Below are 20,022 nucleotides of genomic sequence, written 5' to 3'. Positions count from 1 at the left end.
GTGATTGAGAGAAAGTTATGGCAGAAGAAACAAAGCAAGCCGCGCCTAAAATTGAGTTTCCTTGTCCAGATTACCCTATTAAGGTGATCGGGCGTGATGGACCCGATTTTCAAGATGTCGTGATCGAAGTTGTGCGCATTCATGTGCCTGACTTAGATATCACCAAGGTCGAGTTACAGGGTAGCAGCAAAGGTACCTTTACATCGGTCCGGATGAAAATTACGGCGACAGGTCATGAGCAATTAAAAGCCTTGCATGAGGATCTGCTGGAGACTGGCCGTGTGACAATGGTGATATGATGCCGTTGTCTGAGCAGATTGTTGTTCGTGATTTAGGGCTGGTTGAATATCTGCCTACTTGGCAGAGCATGCAACGGTTCACCGCAGAGCGAACGCCTGATACAGTGGATGAGATTTGGTTGCTAGAACATCAGCCAGTATTCACCCAGGGGCACGCAGGTAAAACGGAGCATCTACTGAATCCCGGTGATATCCCCGTGGTGCAGGTCGATCGTGGTGGGCAGGTGACGTACCATGGTCCCGGTCAATTGGTGGTTTACCTACTGTTGAATATTCGCCGTAAGAAGTTTGGTGTTAAAGAGCTAGTGGCTCGTATGGAAGCGAGTATCGTGGAGCTCCTGCAAGGCTATGGTGTTGCCGCTTATGCGAAGGCCGATGCCCCAGGGGTTTATGTCGATGAAGCAAAAATTTGCTCGCTGGGATTGCGAGTGAGAAAAGGCTGCTCGTTTCACGGGCTGGCTTTTAACTTAGATATGGATCTCGAACCTTTTAACCGGATAAACCCCTGTGGTTATGCCGGTATGGCAGTGACCCGGCTAATCAACCTAGTCGACAATGTCGACAGGGAGTCCGTTAAGGATTCACTTATAGAAATTCTGGTGACAAGACTCGAGTATAACGAGCGCACCAATGCTAATTCGTTGGAAGGTATAGATGTCTGAAAATAGCGTAAATGTGCAAAGTGTAGGGGCTGCGGACGATAAGCCAAAACGTGCTGAAGCGGGTGTAAAGCTGCGCGGGGCGGAAAAAGTAGCCCGCATCCCTGTTAAAGTGATTCCTACCGAGCGAGATCAGATTCTGCGTAAACCTGAATGGCTGCGGGTCTCTTTGGGGACAACGCCGAAAGTTCAGGGCATTAAGAATAAACTGCGTAAACATAAATTGGCCTCGGTCTGTGAAGAAGCTAGCTGCCCCAACTTAGGGGAATGCTTTAGCCACGGTACCGCGACCTTTATGATTATGGGCGATATCTGTACCCGTCGTTGTCCGTTCTGTGATGTTGCCCATGGCCGTCCTAAAGCCCTACCTGAAAATGAACCACTAGAGTTAGCTGAAGCGATCGCTGATATGGGATTGCGCTATGTGGTGATTACCTCGGTAGACCGTGATGATCTGCGTGATGGTGGTGCGGATCACTTTGCCCGTTGTATTACTGAAACGCGTAAGGCTGTCCCTTCTATTCAAGTTGAAACCCTGGTGCCAGATTTCCGAGGCCGGATGGATATCGCCTTGGATATTTTGCAGCAAACGCCTCCCGATGTGTTTAATCATAATATGGAAACAGTGCCGCGCTTATATCGTAAAGTGCGTCCCGGTGCCGATTATCAGTGGTCATTGGATCTACTGCAAAAGTACAAGCAGCGCTGCCCTGATGTGCGGACTAAGTCGGGTTTGATGGTGGGTGTGGGCGAGACCAAGGAAGAGATCTTCGATGTACTCAAAGATCTGCGTGCCCATGGTGTGGATATGCTGACGATTGGTCAATATCTGCAACCTAGCCGTGATCATCTACCGATCGATCGCTATGTGACGCCGGCTGAATTTGATGAGTATGCTCAGGTTGCTAAAGAACTCGGCTTCTCTCAAGTGGCCAGTGGGCCATTGGTGCGTTCCTCTTATCATGCTGACCTGCAAGCCAAAGGTGAAACAATCAGCTGATGCGCCGCGCTCAACTGCTTAAACTACTGCTGTCGGTGGTGATTCTACTCATCACCGTGGCAGTCGTAGAGTATCAAATCGGTTGGTACAGTCTACTGACCTCATGGCAGGGGTTCAGCGGCAGCACATTAATGATGTTGGTGATCCTTTCGCTCAGTAGCAATGCATTGCGGGCGCTGCGCATAAAGATTAGCTTTGAACTGCCCAGCAGTCGTTATCCACAGATGTTTTATCTCAGTACCAATCATAATTTGCTGAATAACCTGCTACCGATGCGGACGGGTGAAGTGGCTTTTCCCGTACTGATTAAGCGCTACTTCGGTATTGGGGTGGTTAACTCATCTTCTCATTTACTGCTATACCGTTTACTGGATCTGGTGGCGTTGCTATCGGTGGCGGGTATTCTTGCACTATGGCAGTTCAGCCCTTGGGCTGCATTGGGTTTGGCGCTGGTGACGGTGATAGGTCTGTTGCTGTTTAATCAGGGCAAGCGATTGGCCGTATGGTTGTTGCGGCGTTCAAGTAGCGCTAAGTTAGCCAAATTGGCGCAGGCATTCCATGATCTACCCACCCGTGGCGGTCACTTCGGTGCGATTGTGATCACGACCTATGCCATTTGGATGACTAAACTACTGGCGTTTCTTGGGGTGGTCTTACAATTATCAGCGCTGACGCTGGCGCAGGCCGTTACCAGTGTGGCGGTGGCTGATCTTTCGTCTATCCTGCCAATCCATGGTGTGGCCGGCTCGGGAACCTTTGAGGCTGCCTTTGTTTTAGCTGGACAGTTTTATGCTATCGATACCTCCGCGTTGTTAAAAGTGGCGGTGCAACTACATCTGTTTCTGTTGTTGATGTCATTTTTTGCCTTTGGGCTTGGATGGCTAGTGGCGAAAGTTTTTTACCGTGAAGTGTCGTTGAGTACAAAAATAGAATGAGCTGTAACGCCCGTGATACGGGCTTCATCTTCATATCAAAAGGACTTTGTGATAGAGTCCTACAACAATTTTATGTCCTGAATCTGGGTAGTTTATGAAATCATTATCGATCGTCGTACCGATGTATAAGGAAGAGGACAGTGTATTTCCGCTGGTTGAGCGGGTGCATGAGTGCCTTAGTGATTATGCCGGTAAGTGGGAGCTGATCTGCGTCGATGATGGTAGCCCAGATAATACAGTAGGGCGTTTAACGGAAGCTCGGGATCAGTGGGGTGATCACCTACGGATCGTGGAGCTGCAACGTAATTTTGGCCAGACTGCCGCTATGCAGGCGGGTATCGATGCGGCCCGTGGTGAAATTATTGTTACCATGGATGGCGATCTACAAAATGATCCCGCAGATATTCAGCGGATGATTGTCGAGATGGAAGAGCGCGATCTCGATATGTTGCAAGGCTGGCGAAAGCAGCGGGAAGATGAATCAACCCGCAAATTTTTCTCGCGTCAGGCTAACCGTTTGATCGCCAAAGTGACCGGCGTTAATTTGCATGACTATGGTTGCAGCCTAAAAGTGTATCGCGCCAGTGTGATTAAACAGGTACGTCTGTTTGGCGAAATGCACCGTTTTATCCCCGTGTGGGTCGCTTCGGTCACCAAGCCTTCACGCATCGGTGAAACGGTGGTAGATCACCATGCCCGTCAATTTGGCGAGTCTAAATACGGTCTATCGCGTACCTTTCGCGTTATTCTTGATCTGTTGGTGGTGTTCTTCTTCCTCAAGTTCAAAGCGCGCCCAGGGCACTTCTTTGGCTATCTAGGGCTGGGTATGGGCGTCGTTGGGTCATTGATTATGACCTGGCTGATCGGTGTGAAGCTATTTCTGGGAGAGGATATCGGTGGTCGCCCCTTATTCTTAGTGGGGATATTCCTGTTGGTGGTCTCGCTGCAATTTATTACGACCGGTGTCTTGGCCGAAATGATGTCGCGAATCTTTTTTGAAACCTCGAATACCCGTGGCTATACCCTGCGTGAAACGCTGGATCATGGTGAAGAGGGGCGTTGGTGTGACCCTCAGTCAAATAAAGTGGATCAGACCTCAAGTGATGATACGGATCTGTCATAGGTCTTCGTTAACTGTTTTCATAGAGGGCTGCTGTTAACAGCCCTCTTTGTCTTTTTTTAGCATACCCCCTGTTTTACCCTCTTCGATTTTAATGAGCTGACGTTTTTCTGTGAGCTGCATGCAAGTATCTCTTGTCTCAATTACACCCTGTTACGATAAACCGATACTGGTTAATGGTTATGTTTTCAATGGTGGCATGGTTTGGAAAAGGCTTGCTAGCAAGTATCAATTAAAACGTGTTACAACTCACTTTTGTCCTTCATTTCATCACTAAACATGTGCCATAATTATATTAGATTTTTCTTATTTAGTTATTGTTAATCTAGGGTATTTATTATGTCAGCAAGCAAAGTTATCTCTGTTTCAGCATCGATGGGGGCGGGTTGTCAGGTTCATGCTGATATTCGCGGTCACAAAGTCATTATTGATCAAGCGGTTCATGCCGGTGGTACCGATAAAGGTCCATCTCCCCTCGAGTTGTTTTTGTTTTCACTGGCTGGGTGCATCGGGAGTATTGCTCGTTTGTCAGCCAATCAGCAGCGCATTACGATGCGGAGTATTGATATTGACGTGGCAGGCACGATGAATCCAGCAGGGTTGTTAGGCAAGCCGACAGAGGACCGGATAGGGTTCCAGACGATCACGGTCACAGCGAAGATCGATGCAGACCTGAGTGATGAGGAAAAAGAGGCATTCTTTCAGTCTGTTTGTCATCGCTGCCCATTGGATGACAATATCATGCATGAAACAAAAGTTGAGTTGGTATTAGAGGGGTAGCATTTGTAGACGCCTATCTGAGGACTTAGAGCCGTAGATTTTAATATCTAAGCTCTTTTATTTTAGCTGTTGATAATAGACAGAGCTTCGGATAATAGGTCTGCTGTCGATATGGCTAATATCCTTTAACCCCCTTTAATCATGGTCGCCGTGGTGCTTGCGTTAACTTATCTGTGATTAAATCGTGGAGGAACCACCGATGTGGGATCAGCGTTATAGCGATAAAGAGTTTGTTTATGGCACGCAAGCAAATGACTTTCTCAAATCTGAATATGCTCGCATTCCTAAGGGTGGTCGAGTACTTTGCCTTGCTGAGGGAGAAGGCCGCAATGCTGTTTTCTTAGCTCAACAGGGATATGAGGTCACGGCGGTCGATCAATCGTCAGTTGGTCTGCAGAAAGCTGAACGACTCGCGAATGAGAGTGGGGTAAGTATTTCAACCATCGTTGCTGATTTGGTTGATTATGATATTGGTCATGACCAGTGGGATGGCATCGTATCTATCGCAGCCCATTTGCCTGCATGGTTACGTAAAAAGGTTCATGGCCAAGTGAAGGGTGCGCTAAAAAACAACGGCGTGTTTATTTTAGAGGCGTACACTGAGCGTCATCTTGAGATGACCGGTGTTGGTGGGCCACCAGATAAAGCGATGTTGATGGCGCTAGTTGAGTTAGAAGACGAGCTGAAAGGGTTAGACTTTATCGTAGCGGCCGAAGTGGAAAGAGATATCTCTGAAGGAAAGTACCATCAGGGTGAAAGCGCGGTAGTACAGATTGTTGCGAGGAAAGGGCCCATCGATTAACTGAGAGCTGTTTTTCACTGCTAATACTCCAGTGAAAGCTCAACCCCTGCCAGTTGTAAGATAATACCTGTGAGTGTCAACCAAGCATCGCCGGGTTCGCCTTTAATCTGAGCATCGGCATCGGCGCAGCGGTTCAGCATCAAACTGAGCTGATCGTTAGAGAGTCGCTGTGCGGCGTTGCGCATCTGATTTTTACGATTGCCCCAGATCCGTTCTCGCTGACAGAGAGTATCGAAGGGGGTTCCTTTTTGAAGACCGCTCTGCAAGGCGATCAGTGAACGGACATCGCGGGCGATAGCCCATAAAGCAACGGAGGCTTCCGTGCCTTCCTGGCGCAGTACATCAATAATCTTAGTGCAGCGTGGTACCTGTTGCAGTATGGCGGCTTCTGTTAAGCCGTAGATATCATAACGGGAGCTATCCGAGACGCTGTCCATCACCATATCGACGGTTACATTCTGACCTGCATACAGCAGGTTGAGTTTGTCGAGCTCCTGCTTCGCGGCGAGTAGGTTACCCTCGATGCGTTCACAGAGCAGTTGGATCGCATCATTTTCCAGCGTTAAGCCGATCTGGCGGGCGCGCTGATTGATCCAATTCGGTAACTGTTGCAGGTCGATCGGCCAGATTTCGACAATAATGCCTTGCTGATCAATCGCTTTGAACCAGGCGCTTTTTTTGGCGGAGGCATCTAACTTATTAGCGATGATGAGAAGTACATTGTCTTCGGCGGGCCGTTGTAGGTATTCCCGAAGAATTTCACTAGACTGTTTGTTAAGCTTTTGGCTGCCGAGACGCAGTTCAATGATTTTCTGTTCGGCGAACAGTGAGAGTGCGTTAGCGCATTCGAGTAGGTATTCCCACTTGAAACCGCTTTCGACATGGAGAGTTTCCCGCTCGCTAAAACCGATGCTATGGAGGTGCTGACGTAAGAGATCACAGCTTTCTTCAATCAGCAGGGTTTCATCGCCGGTAACAAGATAAACCGGAGCCGGCTGCTGGCTGAGTTTGCTGGCAAGTTGCTCCGGTTTTATTTTCATAGGGCCTAATATCTAAGGTTAAGGAGTCGGGGTCGCCGCTTGTACATGGGTGTATAAACGGAGTATTTGATTGGCCAGTTGCTTATCCATTTCGGTGTACAGTTGCGCTTCCTGCGCGTTGCTGGCGGTCTCTGCATCCGTATCGTAATCATAGGTACGTTCGGCTTCGATATCACGCTCTAAGACAACCTCTCCCTGTGGATCTCTAACGATGAAATTCACTTTTGTGGTTAATTCGTATTCATCAATATCGGCGTTGGCTCCTAGCGTTGCTTCACGTCGACTGCGTTTCTCTGAGACGATCTGTAGCAGGTAGCCTTTCCCTTTATTAACGCTTACGCCGTTGGCTTCTAGTTGCCGACGAAGAGTAGGCGCCAGTTGACTGCGGGAGCGCTCTGGGGTTTTCAGGGTTAGCTGCCGCAGCGGCTCGGCGATATCTGCGCTACCGCGCAGGTGAAACCCGCAGGCCGATAGCAGCAGACAACAAGCAGTAAAGAAGATTGTAGCCGATAGCCGGCTTTGGCAGCGTATCATTTTTATGTCCTTAACCTACCACGATGTTAACGAGCTTATTGGGTACAACGATCTGTTTACGGATGGTTTTGCCATCCATATGACGTTGTACGCCTTCATCAGCCAGCGCGGTATGCAGTACGATGCTCTCTTCGGAATCAGCAGGCAGAGTAATTTTACCTCGGACCTTGCCATTTACCTGAACCACCATCTGTACATTCGCTAGCGTTAAGGCATCTTCATCGACGATAGGCCAAGGGGCTTCTAGCAGATTGTTGTTATTGCCGAGGTCTGCCCATAGTTGATGGGTAATATGCGGTACAATCGGCGCAAGCAGCTGCACGGCGGCGGTGACTGCTTCACGTACCACGGCTCGACCTTGATCACTGTCATCGGCAAACCGACTAATGGCGTTGCTTAGTTCCATCACTGCCGCGATGGCGGTGTTAAAGGTTTGGCGTCGCTCAATATCGTCGGAAACCTTTTTGATGGTTTCGTGTGTCTTACGGCGTAGCTCTTTCTGTTGATCGTTAAGGCTGGCTGGATTAAGTGCCACCGGATCAGCCGAATGTTGCAGGTGATCGTAGACGAGTTTCCAGAGACGGCGTAAGAAGCGGTGAGCCCCTTCAACGCCGGAGTCAGACCATTCCAGTGATTGCTCAGGTGGCGCTGCAAACATCATAAACAGGCGTACGGTATCGGCACCGTATTTGTCGATCATCACCTGAGGATCGATACCGTTGTTTTTCGACTTGGACATCTTGCCCATGCCGGCTGATTCGACCGGTTGGCCGTCGGCGATATGTACCGCCTGAGTGACTCGGCCTTTTTCGTCGCGTTCAACCTTGACTTCAGTGGGCGGAATCCAAGTTTTACCGCCATTGGCATCATCGCGATAATAGGTATCGGCTAGCACCATGCCTTGGCATAGTAGTCGTTCGATCGGCTCATCAGAGTTAACGAGGCCTTCATCGCGCATCAGTTTGTGGAAGAAGCGGGAATAGAGCAAATGCAAAATAGCGTGCTCAATACCACCGATATACTGATTCACCGGCAGCCAGTAGTTGGCTGCTTCGGGTTCTAGCATGGTATCGGCGTTGCGGCAGGCATAGCGGGCGTAATACCAAGAGGACTCCATAAAGGTGTCGAAGGTATCGGTTTCCCGCTCGGCAGGACCACCACAAGAAGGGCAGGTAGTTTTCTTGAAACTATCCATCTTCTTGATCGGTGAGCCAACACCGTCGAAGGTCACATCAACGGGTAATACAACCGGCAACTGATCTTCTGGGACTGGTACGGCGCCACAGCTATCGCAGTTAATCACAGGGATAGGTGTGCCCCAGTAGCGCTGACGGGAGACGCCCCAATCGCGTAGGCGATAATTAATGGTGGTTTTGCCCTTGCCTTTGCTCTGTAGTTCCGAAGAGATAGCTTTAAAGGCGACGTCGAACTCTAGCTCATCAAAGTCACCGGAGTTAACCAGCACGCCCTTATCGGTGAAGGCTTCTTTGTCGAGGTCGATCTCACGGTTATCGGCTGGGCGGACAACCTGTTTGATGGGCAAGTTGTATTTCTTGGCAAACTCATAATCCCGCTGATCGTGCGCAGGCACTGACATAACGGCACCGGAGCCGTAGTCCATCAGCACGAAGTTAGCGGTCCAAACGGGGACTTTCTCACCGGTCAGGGGATGGGTTGCTTCAATGCCCAGGGCAAAGCCCTTTTTCTCCATGGTGGCCATGTCGGCTTCGGCCACTTTCATGTTTTTGCATTCGTCGACAAACGCTGCCAGTTCGAGGTTGTCGGCCGCGGCTTGCTGTACCAGGGGATGGCCAGGAGCAACCGCCACATAGGTTACACCCATGAGGGTGTCAGGACGGGTAGTAAACACATCCAGTGCGCCAAAGCCGTCAACATGGAAACTGAGATCGACCCCTTCCGAACGGCCAATCCAGTTACGCTGCATGGTGCGTACCTGTTCAGGCCATTCATCGAGCTTATCAAGATCGTCTAACAACTCATCGGCATAATCAGTGATTTTCAGGAACCACTGAGGAATCTTTTTGCGCTCAACCAAGGCACCCGAGCGCCAGCCGCGACCGTCGATAACCTGTTCGTTAGCCAATACTGTTTGGTCAACGGGATCCCAGTTAACTTCAGAGTCTTTTTTGTAGACCAAGCCTTTTTTCATCAGTCGGGTAAAGAACCATTGCTCCCAACGATAATAAGAGGGGTGGCAGGTAGCAATCTCGCGACTCCAATCATAGCCAAATCCCATCAGGTTTAGCTGAGTACGCATATAATCGATGTTTTCGTAGGTCCAGCTAGCGGGCGGGACCTTGTTCTTCAGAGCCGCGTTTTCCGCAGGCAAGCCGAAAGCGTCCCATCCCATCGGTTGTAGGACATTTTTGCCCTGCATTCGCTGGTAACGTGAAACTACATCGCCAATCGTGTAGTTGCGTACGTGTCCCATGTGTAGCCGACCACTGGGGTAGGGGAACATGGAGAGACAGTAGAACTTCTCTTTGGACAGGTCTTCAGTGGCTTTGAAGCTCTCGTTGTCGACCCAGTGTTTCTGGACTTCAGGCTCAATATGCTGCGGGTTATATTGTTCGTTCATTTTGACTCTGATGATAAAAAACCGGCTATTATAGGGTGCCGGTCAAAGGATAGTTTCAAGTGTGTTGCATAGGATACAATATATGTAATGCTACATATAGTTTTAAGTCGGCTTTGGAGAGTGATATGAGTAACAAGGGAAGTAAAGAGAGTCGTGATAAAGATCTTAGTGCGCAATATGATCGGGTATTAAACCGTTTACGTGAGGATTTAACGTCTGCAGAACAGTGGTCATGGGATTACCTGCAGCAGAAAATTGAAGAAGCGGTCGAGTTAGAGTTAGCGGCTGAAGATATGACCCGCGATGAGATGGATCTTCTGAGTGCCTATCTCAAGCGGGATTTGAAACAACTGGGTTATTACGCCCATGAAACGGGTGAGGGGATTGCGGCTTGGTTGAATTTTGATCTCGACTACCTTGAGCAGACCATTGCCACCCAGTTGATGGATTTAGCCGATAAAACCCGGATCGGTATCACCGAGCTCCAACAACGGTTAGCCGAAGGCGATGATCAATACACCGCCGGTGAAATTGCCGCCCCGGGAACCTTTGTCTGTGTTGCCTGTGGTGAATCCGTCGTGCATACCACGACTGGTCCTTTAGAAGCCTGCCCTAAATGTGGCTCAGAGCTCTTTACGCGTCAATCTGCTCCGTGGGGCAGTGATTAATCCGATGAATAACAGCAAGCCGATAACGATCTGTAACGGCTTAATGCCCCACTCCTGATAGGGGGTGAGGCCCTGCATACGGCGAACTTCGCCGATCATTACCGCTTGTTCATAGGCGGGTATGGTTGTGTTGATCTTACCCTCAGGGGAGATCAGCGCACTAATACCGTTATTGGTTGAGCGAATGAGCCAACGACCGGTTTCTAAAGCTCGCATACGGGCGATCTGTAGATGCTGTGCCGGGGCGCTGGAATGGCCAAACCAGGTATCATTACTGACGGTGAGTAGCAGGTCGCTTTCTAGGCTCTGCTCTCTTACCAATTCTGGATAAGCAATTTCATAACAGATAAAGGGCGCTATCTGACTGCCGGCGGCTTCTAGTAGTGGCTGATTCGGCGCACCAAGGCTGAATTCTGACATCGGCAGGTCGAAGAAGTCGATAATGCCGCGCAGTTGATTTTCCAATGGCACATATTCACCAAAGGGTACTAAGCGTTGCTTATCGTAGCTGCCGCTTCCGCCTGCAAATAGGGTTAAGCTGTTGGTATAGCGCCGACCTTTCGGTGCTTCTGGGTCACGATAGATTGAGGGAATACCGCTGATAAGTGCGGTATCGTTGCTCTCTAAATAGGTGATCAGCGGGCTGAGCATTGTTTTCGCGGTACGGTAAAAACTGGGGATCGCGGTTTCTGGCCAGACCAATAGGTCGACCTTATCGCTGTCCTGACTCAGATTAACATAGGTTTGTAAGATTGTTTCTAACTGGCTTGGGCTCCACTTGAGTTGTTGTGGGATATCGGCCTGTACTACCATTACCTTAAGGGGTTCGCCTACCGGCGTTGTCCAGTTGGAGGGAATCTGGTTCTGCTCTATGGCAACCCAAGGCAGCCCAAGCACCATGAGAATGGTCGCTGCCTGTAGAGGTTGTTTTAGGCGTTTAACGAAGGTAACCAGCAGGGTAGCGGTTAACACGACATAAAGACTGAGCAACCATACGCCGCCTAGAGGCGCAAACACCGCTAAGGGCGTGTCGACTAGACCGTAGCCAAGATAAAGCCAGGGGAAGCCGGTCAATAGCCAACTACGCAGCCATTCAAATAGTATCCATAAAGCGCAAAAGCCAATGAGGTTGCGATATAGGCGAGTATAAAGCCATATCTGTATGGCAAATAAAATAGCCAGTGCGGCGACAAAGAGAGCCGTCATCGCGCCGGCTAAGAGCGTTGATGCGTTGCCGTATTCATGAATACTGACAAACACCCAAGAAACGCCGCTGCCGAAGAAGCCTAGGCCATAGCACCAGCCGAGCCAAGCGCCTGCGCGGGGTGAGCAGTGATGTAGCAGTGTAAAGAGTAAGGCGACCGATACGCCTCCCAGATACCAGTAGTCAAAAGGTGCTAGCGATAGCGGGGCAAGTGCACCGGCTATTATGCTGAGCAAGACCCGCCAAGCGATCAAGGAGGTACGGTTTGTCATTATTGTTTGACCGATTCTGACCGAATAACCTGAAGTAGGCGGATTCGACGGTTGTCTGCGCTGAGAATTTTAAAGGTAAAAGCATCGATTTCAACGCTTTCATCTTTACGGGGTAGGTGACCAAATTTTTGGGTGACGAGGCCGCCGATAGTGTCAAAATCATCATCCGGCATACCAATATCGAAGAATTCGTTGAAGTCTTCGATCGGTGTCAGAGCTTTAACGATATAGCCATTATCATCGAACGGCTTGATATTGCCGTCATCATCTTCGACATCATGCTCATCTTCAATCTGCCCGACAATCTGTTCGAGCACGTCTTCGATAGTGATGACGCCAGAGACACCGGCATATTCGTCGACCACAATGGCCATATGAGTACGGGTCGCACGAAACTCTTTGAGTAGCACGTTAAGGCGTTTGCTCTCAGGAATAAAGGTCGCTTTACGCACATACTGCCGAATATCGAAATTTTCTAGATGGTTTTCATCGAGAATAAGTGGCAGTAGGTCTTTTACCAGCAATAGCCCCAGAATATCATCGGGGTTTTCGCCAATTACGGGAAAGCGGGAGTGGGCCGAAGAGATGATGATGGGGAGAAACTCTTTCGGCGTTTGGTCAGCTTCAACCACAATCATCTGCGAACGGGGGATCATGACATCACGCACCTGCTGATCAGCAACCTGCATGGCGCCTTCGATGATGCTGAAGGCTTCTTGATCTAGAACGTTTTCATCGGTGGCGTCTTTTAGGTCGGCCAACAGATCTTCCCGGGTCTTGGGCTCGTCAGAAAAAATCTGGGAGAGCTTGTCTAGCCAAGACTTATTATTTTGGCCATGTCCCGATCGCTCTTCGCTCATGTGGTACTCCGTGTGTTAGGTGTCAGGCTTATTCAGTGATTAAGTAAGGGTCGGGTATCTCTAAACTCGCAAGAATATCCCGCTCCAGCTGTTCCATCTCTTCTGCTTCAGCGTTATTTATATGGTCGAATCCAAGTAGATGCAAGACTCCATGCACGACCATATGACACCAGTGGTTAAATAATGGCTTATTTTGCTCTTCGGCCTCGCGGGCAACAACCTCTGCGCAAATGACCAGATCGCCTAGTAGGTCGAGTTCGATGCCCTCAGGCATCTCAAATGGGAAGGATAGCACATTGGTTGAACTATCCTTGCCGCGGTACTGATGATTCAGCGTCTGGCTCTCTTCAGGGTCGACGATTCGGATCGATAGTTCAGCATCCTCAAGGCGGCCTTTAAGGGCTGCTGTTACCCAGGTGGTGAGTTGCTCTTCGCTGGGAAGGCCTTCGTCGGCGATTTGACACTGGCGGTCAACAAAGTAAGTCATCGGTGCCCCTGTTGATTAGCCGACTGAGCGTCGTGATGTTGTTCATACTGATCATAGGCTTCAACGATATGTCCGACCAATGGGTGGCGTACCACGTCTTTGGCGGTAAAGCGGGTAAAGCCGATACCTTTGACGTCTTTGAGGACTTCGCTAGCATGAATCAGGCCGGAGCGGACGCCTTTGGGTAGATCGATCTGTGTGGTGTCGCCGGTGATGACCGCGGTTGAGCCAAAGCCGATCCGAGTCAGAAACATCTTCATCTGTTCGCGGGTGGTGTTCTGGCTTTCATCGAGGATAACAAAGGAGCCATTGAGGGTTCGGCCGCGCATATAGGCCAGCGGTGCCACTTCGATAATATTGCGTTCAATCAGTTTGCTGACACGCTCGATGCCCAACATCTCATAGAGGGCATCGTAGAGAGGCCGCAGGTAGGGGTCTACCTTCTGGCTAAGATCGCCGGGCAGAAAGCCTAGTTTTTCGCCTGCTTCCACTGCTGGGCGCACCAGAAGGATACGGCTGACCTCTTCGCGTTCTAAGGCTTCACAGGCGCAAGCCACCGCTAAATAGGTTTTACCCGTGCCGGCAGGCCCGATACCAAAATTGATATCATGGGTCAGAATGGTACGGACATAGGTTTGTTGATTCGGTCCACGGGGGCGAATCAGCGTTTTACGGGTTTGAATCGCAATGTCGGCTTGGTAGACCGGCGCGGTCAGTTCACTACCCGAGAGCTGCTCGATACCGGATTGTTGGAGCAGCAGGTGAATCTGATCTGGGGTGATCTGTTCGCCTTGTTGGGCATCTTCATACAGCTGTTCAAGCATCTTCGCACCGGCGCGCACCACATTGGATTTGCCCGCCAGTTTAAAATGATTACCTCGGTTACTGATCTCTATGCCTAGACGTTGTTCCATTAGGCGCAGATGTTCATCGAGTTGACCGCAAAGGTTAGCGAGTGATTGAGTATTATCCGGCTCTAAGGTGAGCTGGATGGTTTGCGCTGTATTCAAGAATGCATCCTTAAGATAACGAATCTGTTTAATTTAGCGGCGCGACAGTCGCGTGTATAGGGCCAAATCGGCACGGCTTACTGCAGTGTGCCGTCCAATTCGGAGCCGACCAATTCACCTAATAGCGAGTTGGTGTAAACCTCAGCGATGCGCACATCGGCAAAGTGGCCAATCTGATCTGGATTTTCGCAACGAAAGTTAACCACCCGGTTATTTTCAGTACGTCCCTGCAGCATGCCTGGGTCTTTACGTGAGTAGTCGGTCACGAGGATACGTTGGACCGTATCGACCATGCGGCGGCTAATCTGTAGTGCTTGCTGGGTAATGCGGTCTTGTAAAATTTTCAGACGCTGCTTTTTCGTTTCTTCCGATACATCGTCCGGCAGGTCGGCAGCAGGAGTACCAGGGCGGCGGCTGTAGATAAAGCTGTAGGAGTTATCAAAGCCGACTTCAGCAATCAGGTTCATGGTGGCTTCGAAGTCGGCCTCAGTTTCACCGGGGAAGCCGATAATAAAGTCCGATGATAGGGTGATATCTGGGCGCGCCGCACGGATTTTACGAATCAATGATTTGTATTCCAGTGCCATATGACCACGCTTCATCGCCATTAGAATGCGATCAGAGCCACTTTGTACCGGCAGATGGAGGAAGCTAACCAGTTCCGGCACATCGCGGTATACCTCGACTAAGCTATCGCTAAATTCGACGGGATGAGAGGTGGTAAAACGAATACGGTCAATACCATCAATAGCCGCAATGCAGCGGATCAGCTCGGCTAGGTCGGCAATATCACCATCGTGGGTGTCGCCACGGTAAGCGTTCACATTCTGCCCCAGTAGATGGACCTCGCGAACACCCTGTTCCGACAGCTCGACGGCTTCGGCCAAGATGTCATCTAACGGACGGCTAACCTCTTCACCACGGGTGTACGGCACCACGCAGAAAGTACAGTATTTACTACAACCTTCCATGATGGAAACGAAGGCTTCGGCCCCCTCGACTCTTGGTGCAGGGAGATGATCGAATTTTTCGATCTCTGGGAAGCTAATGTCGACGATGCCTTTTTTATGGGTGCCGGCATTGGTGATATCGATCATCTCAGGCAGACGATGCAGGGTTTGTGGCCCAAAGATCATATCAACATAGGGGGCGCGTTTAAGAATGGCGTCACCCTCTTGTGATGCCACGCAACCGCCGACACCGATCTTTAGATTAGGATTCTTGGCTTTCAGTTTGCGCCAGCGGCCTAACTGGTGAAATACTTTTTCCTGAGCTTTTTCCCGAATCGAACAGGTGTTCAGCAGCAATACATCGGCTTCTTCCTGATTGTCGGTCAGCTCTAGCTCATGGCTTTCGCCCAGCAGATCGGCCATTCGCGATGAATCATATTCGTTCATCTGACATCCGTGGGTTTTAATGAATAGCTTCTTGGCCATGGCTCACCTATTTTTACGGCTTGGAGAAATGAAAAGGGCGGGAATTATACTTTATGGCAACCCAGCTGCATAGTTTTTAACCGGCCTCGATGAGTACTTGTAATCAGTTAAAGCGCCCCCATAATAACGGCAGTTAACTTTTTGTGAGTATGATGAACCATGGCAAGCGATCCGATCTACCGAATAAAATTTCTAAATCAGAACGAGATCTATGAGATCTATGCGCAGAATGTCTACCAAAGTGACCTTTGGGGGTTTCTTGAGATAGAAAATATCATTTTTGGTAGTCAGGGTTCTATGGTCGTTGATCCCACTGAAGAGAAGTTAAAGAAGCAGTTTGAAGATGTAGAAAGAAGCTATATTCCGATGCAGGCGGTGATTCGTATCGATGAAGTTAAACATCAAGGCCCTGCAAAAATTACGGAAGTGAAGGGAACAGTAACACCTTTCCCTGTGATGCCGCCAAGAAATACCTAACACCGGCCGGTTATGAGCGCTAATATCAGGCCCTATCATCCGCAGTGCTCAGCCGTTACCCCTCAGATTTAGGCTAGTGTGCTCTTTAAGTGATCGTTGGTTTCTGTCTAAACGTTAGATTCACCGTGGACTGGGATGTCCATCGATTATTGGGCCGCTCTGTCTCGTTGTATATTATTTGTCTGCCTTTCCTGCCTACCTCCCGCTATTTGCTCCGCTATTCGATGAGTTCCTAGCTGCCTTTCAATGGCGATACTTGATATTTCTCGGCCCTTTTAAGTAGCGCTGTCGACTTGTCGATGATGATTCGACCCGTGAAAAGGTCAAGTTGAAGCGGTATTGCGGGCTATCTTAAGGTTCTGTTTCAGAAAGTTATTTTGCAAGTGCACTCGTTTTAGACCAATATCAATTCAGAATGTTTTTCATTTTGCGCTTATGATTTTATATTGCCTAGCACCTATAGAGAACGCCATTTAGACATGTCATCACAGCTAACGACTTCTATAAGACCATTCGATCGTTTTAGCGATCTGCTTTATACCCATGTATTTCCGGGTATGGCTTATCTGTTGCTGGCCTATCTGTCAGAAGGTTTATTGTCGATTCCACCGAGCGATGCGTCTGCGGTATGGCCTGCGGCTGGGGTGTCGATTACGGCGATCTTGCTACGGGGTTATCGGGCTAGTTTTGGGCTTTTTGTCGCTTTTATGATCTTTTACGCCAGCAGTTGGCTTGATACTAGTAGTGTCGAGTCTTCGTTGCGGTCCTTGACGTTGATGGTCCTACTGAGCAGTGCGGCCTTACTGGAAGCGGTGGGGGCTGTATGGCTGGTTTACCGTTTATTAGGTGGTTTTCCAACCCTTATCGATGATAAGCAGATTGTCTGTTTTTTACTGATTATCGGCCCGTTGGCATCGTTTTTTTCTAGCCTAGTGGCGAATATAACCTTGTTGATGTTTGATGCTGTTGGCGCAGAGCATTTCTTTGTTGGTTGGCTTACTTGGTTTATTGGTGACAGCATCGGCGCCATTGTGGTTGCGCCGGTATTGCTCGCACTTTTTGCCCATCGACAGAGTTCGCTTTATACGCGAAAAATGGCCATTGTTTTACCGATGACCGGATTGTTGATGGTGATTGTGGTGTTGTTTTTAATTACTAAAAATTACGAACTACAGGAACGTCGATTAAAGTTTAATCAACAGGCGGAACAACTGCACTCTAATATCGAGAGTCGGCTGGAAGCCGGTCGTGAAGTGCTCTTCTCATTGCAAAGTCTTTTTTTGAGCAGCAGTCATATTAATAGAGAAGACTTTTCTAATTTTACGGTACATATACTGCAGCGCTACCCCGAGCTGCAGGCGCTGGAGTGGACGCCGCGAATCGCTAATGCCAACCGACAGAACTATGAGAGATCCAAGAATTTCTCCGGGCGTATTGTCGAAAAGGATGACAGTGGGGCTCTGGTGATCGCCGGTGAGAGAGACTTTTATTATCCCATCAGTTATGTCGAGCCGTTTGATGGCAATAAACGGGCCTTGGGTTTCGATGTCGCGAGTAATCCTATTGCGCTAGTGGCAGTGGAAAAAGCACGAGAGCTCGGCATGCCTGTCGCGACGGCGCCGTTTCGGTTGATTCAGGAATCAGGTGCTCAGTGGGGCGTCGTTGAGTATCTGCATATCAGTCATGCCGGTATTGATGGCGTCTCAGAGGAGGGGGTTGTTGCAACCGTTTATCGGATAAGTGATTTTATCGGTGCCGTCTTACAAGAGCGGGCTGATCAGTCGACTCAAATGGAACTTGAACTGTTTGATATTACCGACGGGTCTTTGCAGATCTATCCCACGGGAGAGTCATCGCCGGTGGCGGCAGAAAAGCTGACTTGGAGTCAAGAATATCTGATGGGTGGGCGGGTTTATCTGTTTAAATACAGCGCCAAACCTGAGTTTCTATTCCATTTTTCCCAGTGGAGTAGTTGGATTATTCTCCTAGGGGGAATGATGTTCACCGCGTTGTTGGGGGGCTGGCTGCTGTCTTTGACCGGTAGCACGATACGCATTAGCCAGCTGGTTAAAGAAAGAACCGCATCGCTGCAATATGAAGTTGAGGAACGTCGTCGAACCGAGCAAGAACTGGTAAAAGTATCCAAGGCGGTCGAGTTTAGCCCTAATATGGTCTTGATCACTCGGCCTGATGGTGAGATCGAATACTCAAGTCCTCGATTTACGGAAGAGACGGGCTTCACGCTTGATGATGTGGTTGGTCAAAATATCAATATGCTGCACTTTGAACAACCGGGTGAAACCTCATACCGAGACCTCTGGCCGAGACTCGTTGACCAGCCCGACTGGGGCGGGATTTTAGGGAATCGGAAAAAATCCAACGAGCTTTTCTGGGCGCAAGTGAATATTGCGCCGATCTATGACTTCATGGGTCAATTGACTAACTATGTTGTGACGTTGCTGGATGTGACAGAGAATCGCTTGATCTCTGAACAGATGAGCTATCATGCCAGCCATGATCAATTGACCGGCCTAATCAATCGGCGAGAGTTCGAGATGCGTTTGCAGTCGATGTTTCAGCATCAGCGCGCCCCTGGTTGCCAACATGCCTTCTGCTTCCTCGATCTAGATCAGTTTAAAGTGGTGAACGACACCTGTGGTCATGTTGCCGGTGATGAACTGCTGCGACAGATCGCATCGATACTGCAAAGTCAGGTGCGGTCCAATGATACCCTTGCCCGCTTGGGCGGTGATGAGTTCGGTATTTTATTATTGAACTGTTCACTGGAAAAAGCGCATGAGGTGGCTGAAAGCCTGCGGGATGCGATTGCTGAGTTTAAGTTTTGCTGGGAACAGCAGTCATTTAATATTGGCGTGAGTGTCGGGGTTGTCGCTATCACAGAGCACTCGGCTAACCTAACCGAAGTGCTGAAACAGGCTGATTCCGCCTGCTATACCGCTAAAGATGCGGGGCGTAACAGAGTGCACCTCTACACCGTGGGTAATGAGATGTTGGCCCAGCGGGAAGGTGAGATGCATTGGGTCTCTGAGATTAATGCGGCCCTCGAAGAGGATCGTTTTACGCTCTATGGCCAACTGATTGTGCCATTGCAAAATACACAGCTTAAACCGGATGTCGAACTGCTGCTGAGGATGAAAGATCGGGAGGGTAATATTATTCCGCCTGGCGCGTTTCTGCCCGCCGCTGAACGTTATCAGTTAGCTGGCCGGATCGATGAGTGGGTTGTTAGCCATGCGTTTGCTTGGTTAGATCGCAACTTTACTCAGTTCAGTCAGTATTTCGGTTGCTGTGCGATTAACCTTTCGGGTAGCAGTTTAGGGGATCAGCGCATTAAAGAAGCGATCATCGGTCATTTAGAAAGCTCTACGCTGCTGCCTTACAAAGTGAAGTTTGAGATTACGGAAACCGCCGCGATTGCTAATCTTCTTGAGGCACAGCGGTTTATTAATGCGCTGAAGGCCTATGGTTGTCAGTTTTCATTAGATGATTTTGGCAGTGGTTTATCCTCTTTTGCCTACTTGAAAAACTTGCCGGTGGATAACTTGAAGATCGATGGCATGTTTGTGAAAGGTATTTTGGATGATGAGCTGGACCAAGCGATGGTTAAATCGATCAACGATATCGGCCATGTGATGCATAAAACGACCATTGCTGAATTTGTTGAAAACACCGAGATTTGTGACATGTTGCGTGATATTGGTGTCGATTATGGGCAGGGGTATGGTTTGGGTTACCCAGAACCGCTAGATAAGCTGTTACAGCAGGTGAGCGGTGAAGATGACCGTTAGTTGTCTACCAACGTCAGCTGAGGCTAGCGTT

18 protein-coding genes are annotated in these 20,022 nt (G+C 49.3%); 10 read left to right on the top strand and 8 right to left on the bottom strand.

Translation table 11 applies throughout. The features are described 5' to 3' along the window. The first annotated feature begins 17 nt into the window (after window positions 1-17). The 7 genes from EH243_RS05065 (at window position 18) to EH243_RS05035 (ending at window position 5,595) form a co-directional block, all read left to right on the top strand. Window positions 18-299, top strand: coding sequence for a YbeD family protein (locus EH243_RS05065; protein ID WP_126157554.1), 282 nt, complete (start codon window positions 18-20; stop codon window positions 297-299). After that, window positions 299-961, top strand: a complete 663-nt coding sequence (gene lipB / locus EH243_RS05060) for a lipoyl(octanoyl) transferase LipB (RefSeq protein WP_206441521.1) — start codon at window positions 299-301, stop codon at window positions 959-961. The genes EH243_RS05065 and lipB overlap by 1 nt, the downstream gene beginning before the upstream one ends. Continuing rightward, window positions 954-1,958, top strand: coding sequence for a lipoyl synthase (gene lipA / locus EH243_RS05055; protein WP_126157553.1), 1,005 nt, complete (start codon window positions 954-956; stop codon window positions 1,956-1,958). Before lipB ends, lipA begins: the two co-directional genes overlap by 8 nt. Then, on the top strand, window positions 1,958-2,893 hold the full coding sequence (locus tag EH243_RS05050) for a lysylphosphatidylglycerol synthase domain-containing protein (RefSeq protein ID WP_126157552.1): 936 nt from the start codon (window positions 1,958-1,960) through the stop codon (window positions 2,891-2,893). The genes lipA and EH243_RS05050 overlap by 1 nt, the downstream gene beginning before the upstream one ends. Before the next feature lie 94 nt (window positions 2,894-2,987). Beyond that, complete coding sequence (locus tag EH243_RS05045; RefSeq protein WP_126157551.1) at window positions 2,988-4,016, top strand: glycosyltransferase family 2 protein; 1,029 nt, start codon at window positions 2,988-2,990, stop codon at window positions 4,014-4,016. Window positions 4,017-4,352: 336 nt separating this feature from the next. Next, the gene (locus EH243_RS05040) at window positions 4,353-4,793 is read left to right on the top strand and encodes an OsmC family protein (protein WP_126157550.1); all 441 of its coding nucleotides are present in this window, start codon (window positions 4,353-4,355) and stop codon (window positions 4,791-4,793) included. A 199-nt stretch (window positions 4,794-4,992) separates the two neighbouring features. Then, window positions 4,993-5,595 (top strand): class I SAM-dependent methyltransferase, encoded by a 603-nt coding sequence (locus EH243_RS05035; protein ID WP_126157549.1) that lies wholly within the window; start codon window positions 4,993-4,995, stop codon window positions 5,593-5,595. A gap of 20 nt (window positions 5,596-5,615) precedes the next feature. On the opposite strand, the gene holA is transcribed toward EH243_RS05035, so the two are convergent. Genes holA through leuS form a run of 3 tightly spaced genes read right to left on the bottom strand, consistent with a single transcriptional unit; the run spans window position 5,616 to window position 9,768 of the window. Next, entirely contained in the window at window positions 5,616-6,635 is a 1,020-nt protein-coding gene (gene holA / locus EH243_RS05030; protein WP_126157548.1) for a DNA polymerase III subunit delta, read from the bottom strand. An 18-nt stretch (window positions 6,636-6,653) separates the two neighbouring features. Beyond that, on the bottom strand, window positions 6,654-7,169 hold the full coding sequence (locus EH243_RS05025) for an LPS-assembly lipoprotein LptE (protein WP_126157547.1): 516 nt from the start codon (window positions 7,167-7,169) through the stop codon (window positions 6,654-6,656). Between the two features lie 10 nt (window positions 7,170-7,179). Further along, a complete protein-coding gene (gene leuS, locus EH243_RS05020) occupies window positions 7,180-9,768 on the bottom strand; it encodes a leucine--tRNA ligase (protein WP_126157546.1) in 2,589 nt (862 codons plus the stop codon). 125 nt (window positions 9,769-9,893) lie between these two features. Between leuS and EH243_RS05015 the strand changes: the two genes are divergently transcribed. After that, window positions 9,894-10,436 carry a zinc ribbon-containing protein gene (locus EH243_RS05015; protein WP_126157545.1) on the top strand — a complete coding sequence of 181 codons (543 nt, stop codon included), beginning with the start codon at window positions 9,894-9,896 and terminating at the stop codon, window positions 10,434-10,436. On the opposite strand, the gene lnt is transcribed toward EH243_RS05015, so the two are convergent. The 5 genes from lnt to miaB all read right to left on the bottom strand — a co-directional run bounded on the left by lnt (window position 10,392) and on the right by miaB (window position 15,705). Beyond that, window positions 10,392-11,912, bottom strand: coding sequence for an apolipoprotein N-acyltransferase (gene lnt / locus EH243_RS05010; protein ID WP_126157544.1), 1,521 nt, complete (start codon window positions 11,910-11,912; stop codon window positions 10,392-10,394). The genes EH243_RS05015 and lnt overlap by 45 nt on opposite strands. Beyond that, window positions 11,912-12,772: an HlyC/CorC family transporter gene (locus EH243_RS05005; RefSeq protein WP_126157543.1), complete on the bottom strand. Its 861-nt coding sequence runs from the start codon at window positions 12,770-12,772 to the stop codon at window positions 11,912-11,914. The genes lnt and EH243_RS05005 overlap by 1 nt, the downstream gene beginning before the upstream one ends. A 28-nt stretch (window positions 12,773-12,800) precedes the next feature. Further along, window positions 12,801-13,259 carry an rRNA maturation RNase YbeY gene (ybeY, locus tag EH243_RS05000; protein WP_126157542.1) on the bottom strand — a complete coding sequence of 153 codons (459 nt, stop codon included), beginning with the start codon at window positions 13,257-13,259 and terminating at the stop codon, window positions 12,801-12,803. Next, window positions 13,256-14,269 carry a PhoH family protein gene (locus EH243_RS04995; RefSeq protein ID WP_206441520.1) on the bottom strand — a complete coding sequence of 338 codons (1,014 nt, stop codon included), beginning with the start codon at window positions 14,267-14,269 and terminating at the stop codon, window positions 13,256-13,258. Before EH243_RS04995 ends, ybeY begins: the two co-directional genes overlap by 4 nt. A gap of 77 nt (window positions 14,270-14,346) precedes the next feature. Then, on the bottom strand, window positions 14,347-15,705 hold the full coding sequence (miaB, locus tag EH243_RS04990; protein WP_126157541.1) for a tRNA (N6-isopentenyl adenosine(37)-C2)-methylthiotransferase MiaB: 1,359 nt from the start codon (window positions 15,703-15,705) through the stop codon (window positions 14,347-14,349). 159 nt (window positions 15,706-15,864) lie between these two features. Here miaB and EH243_RS04985 point away from each other — a divergent pair, with 159 nt between their 5' ends. Both EH243_RS04985 and EH243_RS04980 read left to right on the top strand, forming a co-directional pair. After that, complete coding sequence (locus tag EH243_RS04985; RefSeq protein WP_126157540.1) at window positions 15,865-16,182, top strand: DUF1820 family protein; 318 nt, start codon at window positions 15,865-15,867, stop codon at window positions 16,180-16,182. A gap of 479 nt (window positions 16,183-16,661) precedes the next feature. Then, window positions 16,662-19,991 carry an EAL domain-containing protein gene (locus EH243_RS04980; RefSeq protein WP_126157539.1) on the top strand — a complete coding sequence of 1,110 codons (3,330 nt, stop codon included), beginning with the start codon at window positions 16,662-16,664 and terminating at the stop codon, window positions 19,989-19,991. Window positions 19,992-20,022: the final 31 nt, after the last annotated feature.

The sequence above is a fragment of the Amphritea opalescens genome, assembly GCF_003957515.1.
Classification (GTDB): domain Bacteria; phylum Pseudomonadota; class Gammaproteobacteria; order Pseudomonadales; family Balneatricaceae; genus Amphritea; species Amphritea opalescens.
Note: the sequence above shows the minus strand (reverse complement) of the source record. Positions and strands in the feature narration are given on the sequence as shown.